Annotated in this window: 13 protein-coding genes and 1 tRNA gene; 11 read left to right on the top strand and 3 right to left on the bottom strand. The window is 62.5% G+C overall.

The genetic code is table 11. The features are described 5' to 3' along the window. The 3 genes from nuoN (at position 1) to M653_RS0121955 (ending at position 4,028) form a co-directional block, all read left to right on the top strand. The gene (gene nuoN / locus M653_RS0121965; RefSeq protein ID WP_027145285.1) at positions 1-1,437 is read left to right on the top strand and encodes an NADH-quinone oxidoreductase subunit NuoN; all 1,437 of its coding nucleotides are present in this window, start codon (positions 1-3) and stop codon (positions 1,435-1,437) included. 4 nt (positions 1,438-1,441) lie between these two features. Then, entirely contained in the window at positions 1,442-2,263 is an 822-nt protein-coding gene (locus M653_RS0121960) for a biotin--[acetyl-CoA-carboxylase] ligase (protein ID WP_027145284.1), read from the top strand. Between the two features lie 94 nt (positions 2,264-2,357). After that, positions 2,358-4,028 (top strand): ribonuclease J, encoded by a 1,671-nt coding sequence (locus M653_RS0121955; protein WP_027145283.1) that lies wholly within the window; start codon positions 2,358-2,360, stop codon positions 4,026-4,028. A gap of 16 nt (positions 4,029-4,044) precedes the next feature. Here the strand turns inward: M653_RS0121955 and M653_RS0121950 are convergent, their stop codons facing one another. Further along, on the bottom strand, positions 4,045-4,908 hold the full coding sequence (locus M653_RS0121950; protein ID WP_027145282.1) for an MBL fold metallo-hydrolase: 864 nt from the start codon (positions 4,906-4,908) through the stop codon (positions 4,045-4,047). 126 nt (positions 4,909-5,034) lie between these two features. On the opposite strand from M653_RS0121950, the gene mce reads away from it, so the two are divergent. From mce to M653_RS0121915, 6 genes are all read left to right on the top strand, one after another. Then, positions 5,035-5,439 (top strand): methylmalonyl-CoA epimerase, encoded by a 405-nt coding sequence (gene mce, locus M653_RS0121945; RefSeq protein WP_027145281.1) that lies wholly within the window; start codon positions 5,035-5,037, stop codon positions 5,437-5,439. After that, entirely contained in the window at positions 5,436-5,720 is a 285-nt protein-coding gene (locus M653_RS0121940) for a DUF1467 family protein (protein WP_027145280.1), read from the top strand. The genes mce and M653_RS0121940 overlap by 4 nt, the downstream gene beginning before the upstream one ends. A 677-nt stretch (positions 5,721-6,397) precedes the next feature. Then, positions 6,398-7,726 (top strand): proline--tRNA ligase, encoded by a 1,329-nt coding sequence (gene proS / locus M653_RS0121935; protein WP_027145279.1) that lies wholly within the window; start codon positions 6,398-6,400, stop codon positions 7,724-7,726. Next, the gene (locus M653_RS0121930; RefSeq protein WP_027145278.1) at positions 7,723-9,009 is read left to right on the top strand and encodes a lipoprotein-releasing ABC transporter permease subunit; all 1,287 of its coding nucleotides are present in this window, start codon (positions 7,723-7,725) and stop codon (positions 9,007-9,009) included. The genes proS and M653_RS0121930 overlap by 4 nt, the downstream gene beginning before the upstream one ends. Next, the gene (locus M653_RS0121925; RefSeq protein ID WP_027145277.1) at positions 9,009-9,689 is read left to right on the top strand and encodes an ABC transporter ATP-binding protein; all 681 of its coding nucleotides are present in this window, start codon (positions 9,009-9,011) and stop codon (positions 9,687-9,689) included. Before M653_RS0121930 ends, M653_RS0121925 begins: the two co-directional genes overlap by 1 nt. Before the next feature lie 427 nt (positions 9,690-10,116). Next, positions 10,117-11,367 (top strand): peptidase M50, encoded by a 1,251-nt coding sequence (locus M653_RS0121915; RefSeq protein ID WP_027145276.1) that lies wholly within the window; start codon positions 10,117-10,119, stop codon positions 11,365-11,367. Positions 11,368-11,374: 7 nt separating this feature from the next. Here the strand turns inward: M653_RS0121915 and lipB are convergent, their stop codons facing one another. Further along, positions 11,375-12,118: a lipoyl(octanoyl) transferase LipB gene (lipB, locus tag M653_RS0121910; protein ID WP_027145275.1), complete on the bottom strand. Its 744-nt coding sequence runs from the start codon at positions 12,116-12,118 to the stop codon at positions 11,375-11,377. A gap of 235 nt (positions 12,119-12,353) precedes the next feature. On the opposite strand from lipB, the gene M653_RS0121905 reads away from it, so the two are divergent. Next, positions 12,354-12,438: transfer RNA gene (locus M653_RS0121905), tRNA-Leu, on the top strand. Between the two features lie 360 nt (positions 12,439-12,798). On the opposite strand, the gene M653_RS01000000133170 is transcribed toward M653_RS0121905, so the two are convergent. Further along, positions 12,799-13,641: an AraC family transcriptional regulator gene (locus M653_RS01000000133170; RefSeq protein WP_032935783.1), complete on the bottom strand. Its 843-nt coding sequence runs from the start codon at positions 13,639-13,641 to the stop codon at positions 12,799-12,801. A gap of 132 nt (positions 13,642-13,773) precedes the next feature. Here M653_RS01000000133170 and M653_RS0121895 point away from each other — a divergent pair, with 132 nt between their 5' ends. After that, on the top strand, positions 13,774-14,736 hold the full coding sequence (locus M653_RS0121895; RefSeq protein ID WP_027145274.1) for an aldo/keto reductase: 963 nt from the start codon (positions 13,774-13,776) through the stop codon (positions 14,734-14,736). Positions 14,737-14,808 lie beyond the last annotated feature (72 nt).

Raw genomic sequence — 14,808 nt, 5'->3', positions numbered from 1 at the left:
ATGACGCCGGACCTTCTCTCCAGCCTGTCGCTCTCGACGCCCGAGCTGATCCTTGCCATCGGCGCGCTCGCGCTGCTGATGGTCGGGGCCTATTCGCGTTCCAACACCGCCAATACGGTGACCGGCCTTGCCGTCGCCGTGCTGGTGATCGCAGGCGCCTGGCTGATCTTCCACGCCGGGCAGGGCACCGCCTATGGCAACGCCTTCATCCAGGATTCCTTCGCCCGCTTCATGAAGGTGCTGGCGCTGGTCGGCTCGGCGGTGACGCTCATCATGTCGATGCGCTTTGCCAAGGCGGAGCGTTTCGACAAATTCGAATATCCGGTGCTGATCCTGCTTTGCACGCTCGGCATGATGCTGATGATCTCGGCCAACGGCATGATCGGGCTCTATCTCGGCCTCGAACTGCAGTCGCTGGCGATCTACGTGCTGGCGGCGATCAATCGCGACAATCTGCGTTCGACCGAGGCCGGCCTGAAATATTTCGTCCTCGGCGCGCTGTCCTCGGGCATGCTGCTCTACGGTATCAGCCTGGTCTATGGTTACACCGGCAACACCGGTTTCCAGGAGATCGCCACCGCACTTGGCGGCGGCGAGCGCCAGCTTGGCCTCGTCGTCGGCCTCGTCTTCGTGCTGGCCGGGCTTGCCTTCAAGATCTCGGCGGTGCCGTTCCACATGTGGACGCCAGACGTCTATGAAGGTGCGCCGACGCCGGTGACGGCCTTCCTGGCGGCAGCGCCGAAAATGGCGGCTATGGCGCTGATCGTGCGCGTCACCATGGGCGCGTTCAAGCCGATCGCTTCCGACTGGCAGCAGATCATCGTCTTCATCTCGATCGCCTCGATGGCGCTTGGCGCTTTCGCCGCCATCGGCCAGACCAACATCAAGCGGCTGATGGCCTATTCCTCGATCGGCCATATGGGCTACGCGCTGGTCGGCCTTGCCGCCAACAGCCAGGCCGGTGTGCGCGGCGTCGCCATCTATATGCTGATTTACCTGGTGATGACGCTCGGCACCTTCGCCTTCATCCTCGCGATGCGGCGCAAGGAAGGCAATGTCGAGCAGATCAGCGATCTCGCCGGCCTGTCGTCGACCAACCCGGTGATGGCGACGATCCTGACCATCCTGATGTTCTCGCTGGCCGGCATTCCGCCGCTCGCCGGCTTCTGGGGAAAATGGTACGTCTTCCTCGCCGCCATCAACGCCAATCTCTATGCGCTGGCGGTCATCGGCGTACTGGCCTCGGTGGTGGGCGCCTACTATTATCTGCGCATAATCAAGATCATGTGGTTCGATGAGCCGGTCGGCGGCTTCGTGCCGATGGCCAGCGAATTGCGTGTCGTGCTCGGCGTCAGTGGCGCGTTCGTGCTGTTCTATGTGCTGATCGGCGGGCCGATCGGCACCTATGCCGAAGCCGCCGCCAAGACATTTTTCTGACGGGATGGCATTTCGGCTGGCTCCAACCTCGGCGTCGGAAGGGTTCCGGCTCGAAGCGCATGACAGTGTCGGCTCCACCAACGCGCTGGCGCTGGACCATGCCCGGGCGGGCGACCCGGGCAAGCTCTGGGTCGTTTCCAAAAAGCAGGAAAGCGGCCGCGGCCGGCGTGGCCGTGCCTGGGCAACGCCGGAAGGCAATCTGGCGGCGACGCTGCTTGTCATCACCGCCGGCGAGCTTCGCCTTGCCGCGACGCTCGGCTTTGTCGCCGGGCTGGCGCTGGCCGACGCGCTCGACGCGGTGGTGTCGAAGAGCCGCATCGCGATAGGCCTCGACGGTGCGAGCCAGGGACAGAACCGCTTCGAGCTGAAATGGCCGAACGACGTGCTCGCCTCCGGGGCCAAACTCGCCGGTATCCTCTTGGAATCGGCGATGCTTGATGGTGGCCGTTTCGCGGTGGCGGTGGGCATCGGCGTCAACGTGGTGGCACACCCGCAGGATTTGCCGTATCCCGCGACATCGCTTCATGCGTTGGGCGCGGCTTGCGATGCCGAAACGCTGTTTCTGGCGCTGTCGGATGCCTGGAGCGAGAATGCCCGCCTTTGGGACGAAGGGCGTGGCCTTGCCGCCATCCGGGAGCGTTGGCTTGCCCGCGCAGCTGGCCTTGGCGGCGAGGTTGCTGTCAGAATTGACGGTAATGTGGTGCGCGGCGTCTTCGAGACCATTGACGAGGACTGCCGTTTCGTGATCCGCGACGATGAAGGGTCTGTTCTGACGATCGCCGCCGGAGATGTGCATTTCGGCGCGGTCGCGTCCGCGCGGGTATAGTTTTGTTTTTGAGCAATTCCGGGCTGAAAACGGTTAGACACTTTTGCTGGAATTGCTTTAACGGCTTGGCCTGAGGGCCAGGAAGGGAAAAATCATGGCGAAAGCGGACAACGCCGAACTCGTCTTCGTGCCGCTTGGCGGCGTCGGCGAGATCGGCATGAACTTCGCCCTCTACGGCTACGGCCCGCCGAGCGCGCGCGAGTGGATCGTCATCGACGTCGGCGTCACTTTTCCCGATGCGGCCCATCCGGGCGTCGACCTGATCCTGCCCGACACGCGCTTTATCGAGGAGAACCTCGCCAATTTGCGCGGCATCATCATCACCCACGCGCATGAGGACCATTACGGTGCGCTGCTCGACACCTGGCCGAAGCTGAAGGCGCCGGTCTGGATGACGCCATTCAGCGCCGGGCTGCTGGAAGCCAAGCGGCAGGGCGAGCAGGGCGCACCGAAGATCCCGCTGTCGATCTACCGGGCCGGCGAAAAGTTCACCGTCGGTCCCTTCGAAATCGAAGCCATTCCGGTGGCGCATTCCATTCCCGAGCCGATGTCGCTGGCGATCACCTCGCCGGCCGGCACCGTCATCCATACCGGCGACTGGAAGATCGATCCGGAACCGACGATCGGACCCAAGACCGATGAGGCGCGTTTCCGCGCCTATGGCGACAAGGGCGTGCTGGCGCTGATCTGCGATTCGACCAACGCGCTGCGCGAAGGCGATTCACCCTCGGAAGTGGCCGTGGGCGAGGGCCTGAAAGGCGTCATCCAGGCCGCCAAGGGCCGCGTCGCCGTCACCACCTTTTCCTCCAATGTCGGACGTATCGTCTCGATCGCCCGGGCGGCGCGCGATGCCGGCCGCCAGTGCCTGGTGCTCGGCCGCTCGCTGAAGCGCGTCATCGATGTCGCTGACGAGCTTGGCTATATGGACGGTCTGCCGGAGTTCATCGCCGAGGAGGATTTCGGTTTCATCCCGCGCGAGAACCTTGTCATCATCTGCACCGGCAGCCAGGGCGAGCCGCTGGCGGCGCTGGCGAAACTGTCGCGCGATGAGATGAAATCGGTGTCGCTGACGGCGGGCGACACGGTGGTGTTTTCTTCGCGCACCATTCCCGGCAACGAGAAGGCGATCCTCGAAATCAAGAACCGCCTGATCGATCTCGGCATCAAGATCATCGAGGACGGCGATGCGCTGGTGCATGTCTCCGGCCATCCCCGGCGCAGCGAACTGCGCAAGATGTATGAATGGGTGCGTCCGCAGATCGGCGTTCCCGTGCATGGCGAGGCCGCGCATCTGGTGGCGCAGGGTTCGCTGATGTCGATGTCGGGCATCGGCCAGGTGGCGCAGGTGCGCGATGGCGACATGCTGCGGCTCGCGCCAGGTCCCGCCACCATCATCGACCAGGTGCCGTTCGGCCGCGTCTACAAGGACGGCAATCTGATCGGCACCGACCAGGCGATGGGTATTCGCGACCGGCGCAAATTGTCCTTTGCCGGTCATGTCGCGGTCAATGTCGTTCTCGACGATAAGTATGAACTGGCCGGCGATCCCGATCTGGTCGCAATCGGCGTCGCCGAGGCCGATGCCCGTGGCGAGACGCTCGAGGATCTGATGATCGATGCGGCCGTCGGCGCGGTCGATTCGATCCCCCGTCAGCGCCGCAAGGATCTCGATCTCGTGCAGGAGGCGGTGCGGCGCGCGGTGCGCGGCGCGGCCAACGAAGCCTGGGGCAAGAAACCGCTGGTGACTGTTTTCGTAACCCGTTGAGAGGGGCAGGGTCTGGTCAGACGTTCAACTGATAGCTGACCGGAATCCAGCGAAAGGACCCGCCTGTCTGCCCGACATAGCCCAGGCCCGGAAACGGCATGTGATGACCTGCAACGAGCAGCCGCCGCTCTGAAGCCATCCTCAGCAGCCGCTTGCGGGTCTCGATTGCCCTTTCCTTGTCGTCGTCGAAATCGGCATGCCACTCCGGACGCTGAATGGATACGACATAGTGCAGGAAAGCGTCCGACCAGATCAGCAATTGCTGCCCGTCGCTTTCGACAAGGAAGGCCAAAAGCCCGGGTGAGTGACCGGCTGCATCGATGGCAGTGATGCCCGGCACCACTTCGTCTCCAGGCGCTATGAATGTCGCGCGATCGGCCAGTCCGGTGCAAATCCGCCTGAAGAGATCACGATTGGCCAACCTGGCCGGGCGCACCGCATTTCCTTCGGTCCAGAAGGCGAATTCCGTCGCGCCGAATACATAGCGCGCCCGGCTGAAAACCGGTTCGCCGTTCCGGACAAGCCCGCCAATGTGGTCCGGATGCCCGTGCGTGATGACCACCACATCGATGTCATCGGAGCCGAGCCCAAGGGCTTGCAGACAGTCCAGCAGTGAACTGTCTTCATCTCCGCAGCCAGTGTCGAACAGGATCTTTTCGGAACCGGTGTCGATCAGCGTCGGGATGAAGCAATGCTCGTAGCGATCCTGGTCGATGAAGTTCGAGACCGCGAGTTCGTGCACGGCCGCCGGCGGCTGTCCGGCCGCGAAGGCCGATGCAAGCTTGTCTCTGATATCGACGGCGTCGAGCAAAGCGGCAACTTTGAACGATCCGAGATCGAAGGTAAACACGCGGGCGCGGGCAGGGCTGATTCCGGACATTGCCGTTTGTACTTCGCTGATGTCGTTTGCAACAGGTGCGACAGTGCGCGCTTCCTGAAAGGCTGTCGGTCTCGGTTGATTTGACGTATGACGCCAACCTTGGACCTGGGAGAAAAAAAGCTTGCCATGCTCGGACGGCTGAACCATGTCGCGCTTGCGGTGCCGGATTTGACGGCCGCCATTGCCGCTTACCGCAACACACTCGGCGCCGAAGTGACCGAGCCGCAGGCTTTGCCGGAGCATGGCGTCACCGTGGTGTTCGTCAATGTCGGCAACACCAAGATCGAATTGCTGGAGCCGCTCGGCGAGAACTCGCCGATCGCGGCATTCCTGGCGAAGAACCCATCAGGCGGCATGCATCATCTCTGCTACGAGGTCGACGATATCCTGGCCGCGCGCGACCAACTCAAGGCTGCCGGCGCCCGCGTGCTTGGCGACGGCAATCCCAAGTCAGGTGCGCATGGCAAGCCGGTGTTGTTCCTGCATCCGAAGGATTTCTTCGGTACGCTGATCGAATTGGAGCAATCATGAGCTGGGTCTCGTTCACCGCCCTGTTTTTCGCGACCTGGTGGGTGGTGCTGTTTGCCGTTCTGCCGTTCAGCGTCAAGACGCAGGATGACGATCATGACGTGACGCTGGGCACGGTTGCGAGCGCGCCGCGCGGGCCGCATATGTTGCGTGCCGTGATCCGCACCACCGTCGCGACGGCGATCCTGATGGGCACTTTCTACGGTTTGACGCACGGGCTGGGATATAGCCTCAACGACATTCCGCACATCGTGCCGGATTTCGGCCAGACCCCAGCGAAATAGAGAGCCCGGCAAGGCTGCTCCCCAAGGGTGCTCCCCAAGGGTGCTCCAACGAGATCGGAGCGCTGCGGATGGTATTGAGATGCCGCCCCGCCTGCCGGCCATGGGCTGCTGACGCAAGGTCATGTAGCCTGGCAATTCGCGGCGCTAACCAGATGATTGCACAAAAAAAATGCAAGGCACAAGGCCTTGCAATTAAACGCGTCCGATCTGTTTCCGGTGTCCGGCGGCAGCGAATAACCGCGCCTAGATCGCATCCTCCCAAGACTTTGACCGCGTAGGAAGGCAGATTTGTTTCCGCCCTCTCGGTTATCGGGGCACATTAGCCTAACGGAAATGAAAATGTCACGAAGAATTTTGCCTTGAAACGGGCATTCTCGTGCTGCACTGCACAATAGTGCGGCAGGCTTTGCTTTTGAAACGGACAGCCAAGGTCGATAGAGCCTTTGCGGCATGTTCGCGATTGACGCGCGCAAAGAATTGGTGGGCAAATCCGAAGAGGTTCGGTGCGTTCCATTGTCGGCGCGGACTGATCCGAAGCGCGGGATTCCGGGAAGGAAGGGGCTGATGTGGTGGGATGGCCGGGTTTCCATTCGGTCATGAAATCGCTATGAAGCCGGGGCAAGCAAGCCTGCGCCCCGCCGATTCTGGCGTGGCCATTCTCATTCACGGACCAGTCCATGCGTTTGTCGCGCTATTTCCTGCCTATCCTTAAAGAAAATCCGCGCGAGGCCGAAATCGTCTCGCATCGGCTGATGCTGCGCGCCGGCATGATCCGTCAGCAGGGGCAGGGCAGTTTTTCCTGGCTGCCGCTGGGCAAGCGGGTGCTGGACAAGGTCTGCAAGATCATCCGCGAGGAGCAGAACCGCGCCGGTGCGCTGGAGATCCTGATGCCGACCATCCAGTCGGCCGATCTGTGGCGCGAGAGCGGCCGTTACAACGACTACGGCAAGGAGATGCTGCGCATCAAGGACCGCCAGGACCGCGACATGCTCTACGGACCGACCAACGAGGAAATGGTCACCGAGATTTTTCGTGCCTACGTCAAGTCCTACAAGGACCTGCCGCTCAACCTCTACCACATCCAGTGGAAGTTCCGTGACGAGGTGCGGCCGCGCTTCGGCGTGATGCGTTCGCGCGAATTCCTGATGAAGGACGCCTATTCCTTCGATCTCGACTTCGAGGGCGCGCGAGCCGCCTATAACAGGATGTTCGTGTCCTATCTCCGGACCTTCACCCGCATGGGCCTGCAGGCAATCCCGATGCGGGCCGACACCGGACCGATCGGCGGCGATCTCAGCCATGAGTTCATCATCCTGGCCGATACAGGCGAGAGCCAGGTTTTCTGCCATCGCGATTATCTGTCGCTTGCCGTGCCCGGCGCGAACACCGACTTCGCCAATGACGGCGAGATATCGGATATCGTCAAGACGTGGACGACGCCTTACGCCGCCACCGACGAGATGCATGACGAGGCGGCCTGGGAGAAGGTCCCGACAGGCGACCGGGTCTCGGCGCGCGGCATCGAGGTCGGCCATATCTTCCACTTCGGCGAGAAATACTCCAAGCCGATGGGCGCCAAGGTGACCGGCCCCGACGGCAAGGATCATTTCGCCTCCGGCGGCTCCTACGGCATCGGCCCGTCGCGGCTGGTCGCGGCGATCATCGAGGCCAGCCACGACGAGAACGGCATTATCTGGCCGGAAGCGGTGGCGCCGTTCGATATCGGCCTGATCAACATGAAGGCGGGCGACGCCGACTGCGACCGCGTCTGCGATGAGCTCAACGCTGCCTTCACCGCCGCCGGCAAGGACGTGCTCTACGACGATACCGACCAGCGGCCGGGCGGCAAATTCGCCACCGCCGACCTGATCGGGCTGCCCTGGCAAGTGATTGTCGGGCCGCGCGGCGTGGCCGCCGGCGAAGTCGAGATCAAGAATCGCAAGAGCGGCGAGCGCGTGACGCTGCCGATCGCCGACGCGGCAAAACGCTTCGGTGCCACCGCATGAGCGAGGCGGCGGCAGCGAGATCGGCGGGCGCCGGCCCGTTCTCAATCTTCGAGCGCACGGTTGCGTGGCGCTATTTGCGCTCGCGGCGCAAGGAGACGGTGATCTCGGTGATCGCCTCGATCTCCTTTCTCGGCATCATGCTGGGCGTCGCCACGCTGATCGTGGTCATGGCCGTGATGAACGGATTCCGCGCCGAGCTTTTGACGCGCATACTCGGCGTCAACGGCCATCTGATCGTGCAGCCGCTCGATTCGCCACTCGAGGACTATGCCCAGGTCGCCAGCCGCATCAACGGCGTGTCCGGCGTCAAATACGCTATTCCGCTGATCGATGGCCAGGTGCTGGCGCAAGGCAATGTCGGCGGCGGCACCGGCGCGCTGGTGCGCGGTATCAGGGGTGAAGACCTCGGCAAGATCGCCATTGTTGCCAGCAACATCAAGCAAGGCACGCTCGCCGATTTCGATACCGGCGAGGGCGTCGCCATCGGCAAGCGCATGGCCGAGAATCTCGGCTTGGCGCTCGGCGATACCATCACCTTGATCTCGCCGGACGGGGATGTGACGCCGCTCGGCACCACGCCGCGCATGAAGGGCTACAAGATCGCCGCGATCTTCGAAGTCGGCATGTCGGAGTATGACAGCTCCATCGTCTACATGCCGTTCTCCGAAGCGCAGCTCTATTTCAACATGGACGGCCGGGCGCAGACGATCGAGATCTATGTCGACAATCCCGATGATGTCGATGCGCTGAAACCGAAGGTGGAAGAGGCGGCGCAACGCCCCATCGACCTCGTCGACTGGCGCCAGCGCAACGAGACCTTCTTTTCCGCCCTTCAGGTCGAGCGCAACGTGATGTTCATGATCCTGACGCTGATCGTGCTGGTGGCGGCGCTCAACATCATTTCCGGACTGATCATGCTGGTGAAGGACAAGGGGCATGACATCGCCATCCTGCGCACCATGGGCGCCTCGCGCAGCGCCATCCTGCGCATCTTCCTGATGACGGGAGCGGCGATCGGCGTGACGGGCACGCTCGCCGGCGTGCTGCTCGGCGTCCTGATCTGCACCAACATCGAATCGATCCGCCAGTTCTTCTCCTGGATGACCGGCAAGGTGCTGTTCAATCCGGAGCTGTATTTCCTCAGCCAGTTGCCGGCCAAGATGGATCCGCGCGAGACGACCTATGTCATCATCATGGCGCTGGCGCTGTCCTTCCTGGCAACGGTGTTTCCAGCGTGGCGGGCGGCCCGTCTCGATCCGGTCGAAGCCTTGAGGTACGAGTAGTGGCCGAGGTCATTATCGAGTTGAAGAGCGTCGAGCGGCACTACGTCCAGGGCCCGCGCAAGCTCACCATCCTGAACGGCGCCGACTTCTCGCTGCGGCGCGGCGAGATGGTGGCGCTGGTGGCTCCGTCGGGCACCGGCAAGTCGACGCTGCTGCATACGGCGGGCCTGCTGGAGCGTCCCGACGCCGGAGACGTGATCTTGTCCGGCCGCGCCTGCGGCCGGTTGTCCGACGACGAGCGCACCTCGATTCGCCGCAACGATGTCGGCTTCGTCTACCAGTTCCATCATTTGCTGCCGGAGTTTTCGGCGCTGGAAAACATCATGATGCCGCAGCTCATCAAGGGGCTGCCGCGCAAGGAAGCGGGCGAGCGCGCCGCGCAACTGCTCGACTACATGCAGATCGGCAAGCGGGCGTCGCACCGACCATCCGAGCTGTCCGGCGGCGAGCAGCAGCGTGTCGCCATTGCCCGTGCCGTCGCCAATGCGCCGCTGGTGCTGCTCGCCGACGAGCCGACGGGCAACCTCGACCCGGTCACCGCCTCCTACGTCTTCGAGGCGCTGGAGGCGCTGGTGCGGCAATCGGGTCTCGCCGCGCTGATCGCCACCCACAATCACGAACTGGCATCACGCATGGACCGGCGCGTCACGCTCTCCGACGGCAAGGTGGTGCCGCTTTAGCCTGTGCGTCAGGTGTTGCCGGCCTGACCTGAAACTCAACACCTGCGTGTTTCGCGAGTGCCCCACGCCCGCCATTTCCCCTGCCTGTTGATAGGCGGCGGGCTGTCAATCTTTTCTTAACCCTGCCGAGCTGATCGCCCGGAGATTTTGGATGCGGTCGGATTCTGTTCGTTGACAATGGAACAAAATTAGAACAAATTAGAAACATATCCACAACAGGAGAGAGTTATGACCGATCTGGTTCAGGATGTCATCTCGCTGGTTTGCATGAGTGCGTTTCTTGTTTCCATGGCGATCTGGATCGGAGCCATGTGAGTTGGCGGCATTCGCCATTCGCTGTTTCCCGATGGCCGTAAGCCGCTCCGCCGTTAAGCTTTTCTTGCCGCCGCGAGGTTAGGGTACGCCTCCAGGCAGGAGCAACGTCCAGGTGTCGCCCATCGTCACGGCCATTCTCGTGGCCAGCAATCTCGGGCTGATCTTTCTCTTGATGACCGTGCCGCTCGGCTTGCGCACGGTCCGGTCGAGCCGCGTCGTCGCAATGGACCGGCAGCGCCTGTGGCAGGCGCTGTGGCCGCTTGGCAGCGACGCCGGCTGGTCCGGCGAGATCCTGTCGGCGCAGCCGCTGGACGAAGAGGGCGTGGCCCGCATCATGCTGTCGTGGGAAGGCCGCGACGGCAAGCCGATCGAGCGCAGGGCGCGGTTTGAAGATGTCGTCGAGGGCAGCCGCTTCTCGATGCGGGTGATTGAGGACACCGCGCTTGATGGCTCGTTCTGGAAGGATTATGGCGAGACCGCCGAACTGGTTTCGCAGGGCAGCGGCACACGCGTGACGCTCAGCCGCACAGACCGGTATCGCGGCGTCGCTTTCCTGGTGTTCCGGTACTTCGCCATGCGCCGCGAGCTGTCCAAGCTGCAGCGTTGGGCAAAGACCGGGCGGTACCGCAAGGGTGGCTGGTTCGAGCATCCGCTGAGCCAGGTCGGCTTTGCCGTGCTGTCGGCGTTGATGCTGTGGCCGTTCTTCGGCCTTCATCTTGGCGGGCTGGCGTTGGCCGCGATCCTGACGTCGGTGGTGGCACTGCACGAACTGGGCCACATGGCGGCGTTTCGGCTGACGGGCCATCGCAGGGCGCGGATGATCTTCATCCCGCTGCTTGGCGGCATCGCCATTGGAGGCCGGCCCTACAACAGCCGTTTCGAAGTGGCCTTCGTGGCGTTGATGGGGGCGGGGTTCTCCGCCTTCCTGGTACCGATCGTCATTGCCGCCAGCGTGCTTGCCGGCGGAGAGGGCCACAAGGCCGCGGCCGCGCTGCTGGCCGCGCTTGCGGGCTGCGTGGCCCTGTTCAACATCGCCAATCTGGTGCCGGTGTGGAAATTCGACGGCGGCCAGGTGCTGCGCCAGATCTGCCCGGGGCCGGTCGTCCTGGCGCTAGCGTCCTTCTCGCTGCTTTCGGCCTTTCTGGCGCTCGGCTGGCGGGCTGGTTTTTCGTCGGGCTTCCTCCTGGCGGCCGGTGCGGTGTTTTCGATCCTCAGCCTGCTCACCGTCGGCAGCGGCGTGAAGCCACGTCACGAACTGGAGCCGATCGGCACCGTCGACCGTCTCGTCATCGCAGTGGCCTTGCTGGCGGTGTTCGCCATCCATGGCTGCGGCGTGTTGTGGGCGTCGGCCCAACTGATCTGATGCGCGGTCAGCCGGTCTTGCGGGCCACTTCGGCGGGCAAGGCCGCGGCTGCGCCGAACACATCCTCAAACGCGGATTTCAGCGCCAGGTCGAGATCGGCCATCGTCAGCGGAAGGCCGAGATCGACGAGGCTGGTGACGCCGTGATCCTGCACGCCGCAGGGCACGATGCCGCCGAAATGGGAGAGGTCCGGCTCGACATTGATGGCGATGCCGTGAAAACTGACCCAGCGCCGCAGCCTGATGCCGATTGCCGCGATCTTGTCCTCGCCCAGTGAGCCGTCCGGCAAGGCAGGGCGATCGGGCCGCACCACCCAGACACCGACCCGGTCCTCGCGGCGCTCGCCGCGCACGTTGAAGGCGGCGAGCGTACCGATGATCCACTGTTCGAGTGCGGCGACGAAGGCGCGCACGTCCTCGCGCCGGCGCTTCAGGTCGAGCATGACATAGGCAACCCGCTGGCCGGGCCCGTGATAGGTGTATTCGCCGCCGCGACCGGCCGCGAAGACCGGAAAGCGGTCAGGCTCGATCAGGTCCTCGATGCGGGCGCTGGTGCCGGCGGTGTAGAGCGACGGATGTTCGACCAGCCAGACCATCTCGCCGGCGGCTCCGCTGCGGATCGCCTCGGCGCGCGCCTCCATGAAGGCCAGCGCATCGGGATAGGCGGTAAGGCCAGGTTCAACCAGCCATTCTACCGGCGCCGAACCGGGCAAGGGGAGGAACGACGTGGCGATCTGGCTGCGTTCTGTCATGGCGTGTCGCTTTTACTTATACATGTCGTGGCCCCAAAACCGCCTTGCACTTTTGGGCGACATGCCTTTGGCCTCCATATGGCGACATCAGGCGTAAACGTCCAGTTCCGGATGCTCATTGCAATCCTGTGGAACGTTATGCCAATTGCCGGACATTATTGCTCATCGCGCACTTGTTTCGCCGGAAACGATTTGCTACACGCCGCGAGCCGGTCGGTTCCGGCTCCTACCACGTGCGGTCGTGGCGGAATTGGTAGACGCGCAGCGTTGAGGTCGCTGTGGGGCAACCCGTGGAAGTTCGAGTCTTCTCGACCGCACCATTGCCGGATTTGTCGAGCCGAAAAGGCTGCTGGCAACTGGCGGCAAGGCTGAACCTCTCCTGCCGGAGCAGTGCGGGAGAGGGTGACTGCGTCTCGCTGTCCGAGTTCGATTTCTCCTGTGGTTACTTATGAGCGACACATAGTCTAGCGACGCTGCGTTCGAAAGACCTCTCAGCCGTGCGTGCGGCGATCGGCGGCAAAGGCGTACAAATAGGATGGTTTGCAGGTGTGCCAGCCCGAACAAAGAAGATTGACAACCGCGTCAGCCTTTGACGCCACAGCGTAGTGCACGTCGCCTTTGCTCCGACGCATTTGCCCTTCGCCTGTCAGAAGCCAGTTTCGACGATCGTTTGCACCATGTCAGCGTCGCGGAGGCTCGCCAAAAAGGCGCTTGTACTCCCGGCTGAATTGCGAAGTGCTTTTGTAGCCGACAGCAAAACCAGCAGAGGCCGCATCACCCTGCTTGGCAACGAGGCGGCGGCGGGCTTCTTGCAGTCGGATGTGCTTTTGATACTGCAGTGGGCTTAGCGCCGTCACGGCCTTGAAGCGGCGATGGAACACGGACGCGCTCATGCCGGCAACCGCGGCCATGTCCTCAACGCTGAGCTGCTCGGTATAGTGCTCGCGTATCCAGCCCATCACCTGGCGGATGTGGGACAGCCGGGAGTCGACTCCAGCAATCTGGCGCAGCATCTCGGCGTGCGGGCTCAGCATCAGCCGAAACATCAGTTCATGCTCCAAATGGAGTCCCATCACGGGGATCTCCTTCGGGCGCTCATACATTTCCAGCAACCTTTGCCAGGCCCCTATCAACTCGGAATTGGCCATGCTGAAACCGAATCCGGGCTGCATCTGCAGCTCGGGCGTCTGGGACAGATAGAGCACCACGTTGGTTATTACAGCGGGATCGAGATTGAGGTTTATCGCCAGGAACGGGCTGTCCACCGATGCCTCGAGGATCTGGCCCATGGCCGTGATTTCGGCGGCAACGACCATGGTCTGACCCGGTCCGTATTCGAACACCTTATCCCCGATGATCGTGCGCTTGGTTCCCTGAAGTACGATGAAGGCCATCGGAACATAAACCAGGGCCATCATTTCTGTCGGTTCAGCAATGCTGTGGACACTCAGCCGCGGCATACCGGGGTGTTGGACTCCGGCATGACGGATCGCCAAGGATCGGAGTTCGTCGAGTTTTTCCATGGTCTCATCAGGTGCCAGTTACCTGAAAAAATCAACCTGTCGGCAGGATCAGGCAATTAATCAGGACCATCAGGCATCGCAAAAGTCTGACGACTGACCACATTCCTCCCGTACCACGGAAGGATACAAAACATGCAAAAACGCAAATTGGGCACTAACGGCCCGGAAGTCTCCGCCATCGGATACGGCGCCATGGGTTTTCACCTGGCCTATGGTGCCGCCGATGAGCAGGCCGGGCTTGCAACGATCCGCCGCGCCTATGACCTGGGCGTGACCTTGTTCGACACCGCCGAGCTCTATGGCTGGGGAGAAAACGAGAAGTTCATCGGCCGCGCCGTCAAGGGCTTCCGTGATAAGGTCGTCTTGGCGACCAAATTCGGGTTCACCCGATCCTGGGGATCCGACAGCCGTCCAGAACACATTCGTGAGGTCACCGAGAATAGCCTGCGCAATCTCGGCGTCGATCATATCGACGTCCTCTACCAGCACCGCGTCGATCCAAACGTGCCGATTGAGGATGTTGCAGGCACGGTCAAGGATCTGATCGCTGAGGGAAAGGTCAAGTATTTCGGGCTGAGCGAAGCAGGCACCCAGACGATCCGCAAGGCCCACACCGTGCAGGAAGTTGCAATGCTGCAGACCGAACATTCAGTGTTCGAGCGCGATGTCGAAGTCCTGTTTCCGACCTTGAGAGAGCTTGGCATCGGCTTCGTCCCGTACTCACCGCTCGGCCGTGGCTTTCTGACTGGAGCGGTCAAGCCCGCCGCTGAGTACGAGGAAAGCGACATGCGCCGAGGCGATCCACGCTGGCAGCCCGGCAATTTCGAGAAGAACCTCGAAGCCGTGCGCCAGTTGACGGAACTGGCCAAAACCAAAGGGGCCACCGTGTCACAGCTGGCACTAGCCTGGCTTTTGGCTCAAGGCAACGACATCGTGCCGATTCCGGGCTCGCGTCGACAGGACCGTGTGGCTGAAAACGTCGGCGCTGCCGATCTGGTGCTGTCCGCAGAAGACCTGGCCAGGATCAAGGAGATCCTTCCGGAAGGCGGCTTCGGCGAGCGCTATGCCGCTGAATTCACGCCGACCTGGATCTAGGGCGTAGTGACGATTTAACTACCTGAGCCAGATAGCGATAGCGGCAAGTTTGACAAAGCCCATGAAGTTGGC

The organism is Mesorhizobium sp. WSM3626 (genome assembly GCF_000513935.1).
Taxonomy (GTDB): domain Bacteria; phylum Pseudomonadota; class Alphaproteobacteria; order Rhizobiales; family Rhizobiaceae; genus Mesorhizobium; species Mesorhizobium salmacidum.
This window is presented reverse-complemented; position numbering and strand designations above follow the sequence as displayed.

Bases quoted from the DNA above. Each gene is read 5' to 3' on its own strand.
- M653_RS0121940 (WP_027145280.1), top strand. From the start codon at position 5,436: ATGAGCTGGGTCTCGTTCACCGCCCTGTTTTTCGCGACCTGGTGGGTG.
- proS (WP_027145279.1), top strand. From the start codon at position 6,398: ATGCGTTTGTCGCGCTATTTCCTGCCTATCCTTAAAGAAAATCCGCGC.
- M653_RS0121895 (WP_027145274.1), top strand. From the start codon at position 13,774: ATGCAAAAACGCAAATTGGGCACTAACGGCCCGGAAGTCTCCGCCATC.
- M653_RS0121955 (WP_027145283.1), top strand. From the start codon at position 2,358: ATGGCGAAAGCGGACAACGCCGAACTCGTCTTCGTGCCGCTTGGCGGC.
- M653_RS0121930 (WP_027145278.1), top strand. From the start codon at position 7,723: ATGAGCGAGGCGGCGGCAGCGAGATCGGCGGGCGCCGGCCCGTTCTCA.
- M653_RS01000000133170 (WP_032935783.1), bottom strand. From the start codon at position 13,641: ATGGAAAAACTCGACGAACTCCGATCCTTGGCGATCCGTCATGCCGGA.
- nuoN (WP_027145285.1), top strand. From the start codon at position 1: ATGACGCCGGACCTTCTCTCCAGCCTGTCGCTCTCGACGCCCGAGCTG.
- lipB (WP_027145275.1), bottom strand. From the start codon at position 12,118: ATGACAGAACGCAGCCAGATCGCCACGTCGTTCCTCCCCTTGCCCGGT.
- M653_RS0121960 (WP_027145284.1), top strand. From the start codon at position 1,442: ATGGCATTTCGGCTGGCTCCAACCTCGGCGTCGGAAGGGTTCCGGCTC.
- M653_RS0121950 (WP_027145282.1), bottom strand. From the start codon at position 4,908: ATGTCCGGAATCAGCCCTGCCCGCGCCCGCGTGTTTACCTTCGATCTC.
- mce (WP_027145281.1), top strand. From the start codon at position 5,035: ATGCTCGGACGGCTGAACCATGTCGCGCTTGCGGTGCCGGATTTGACG.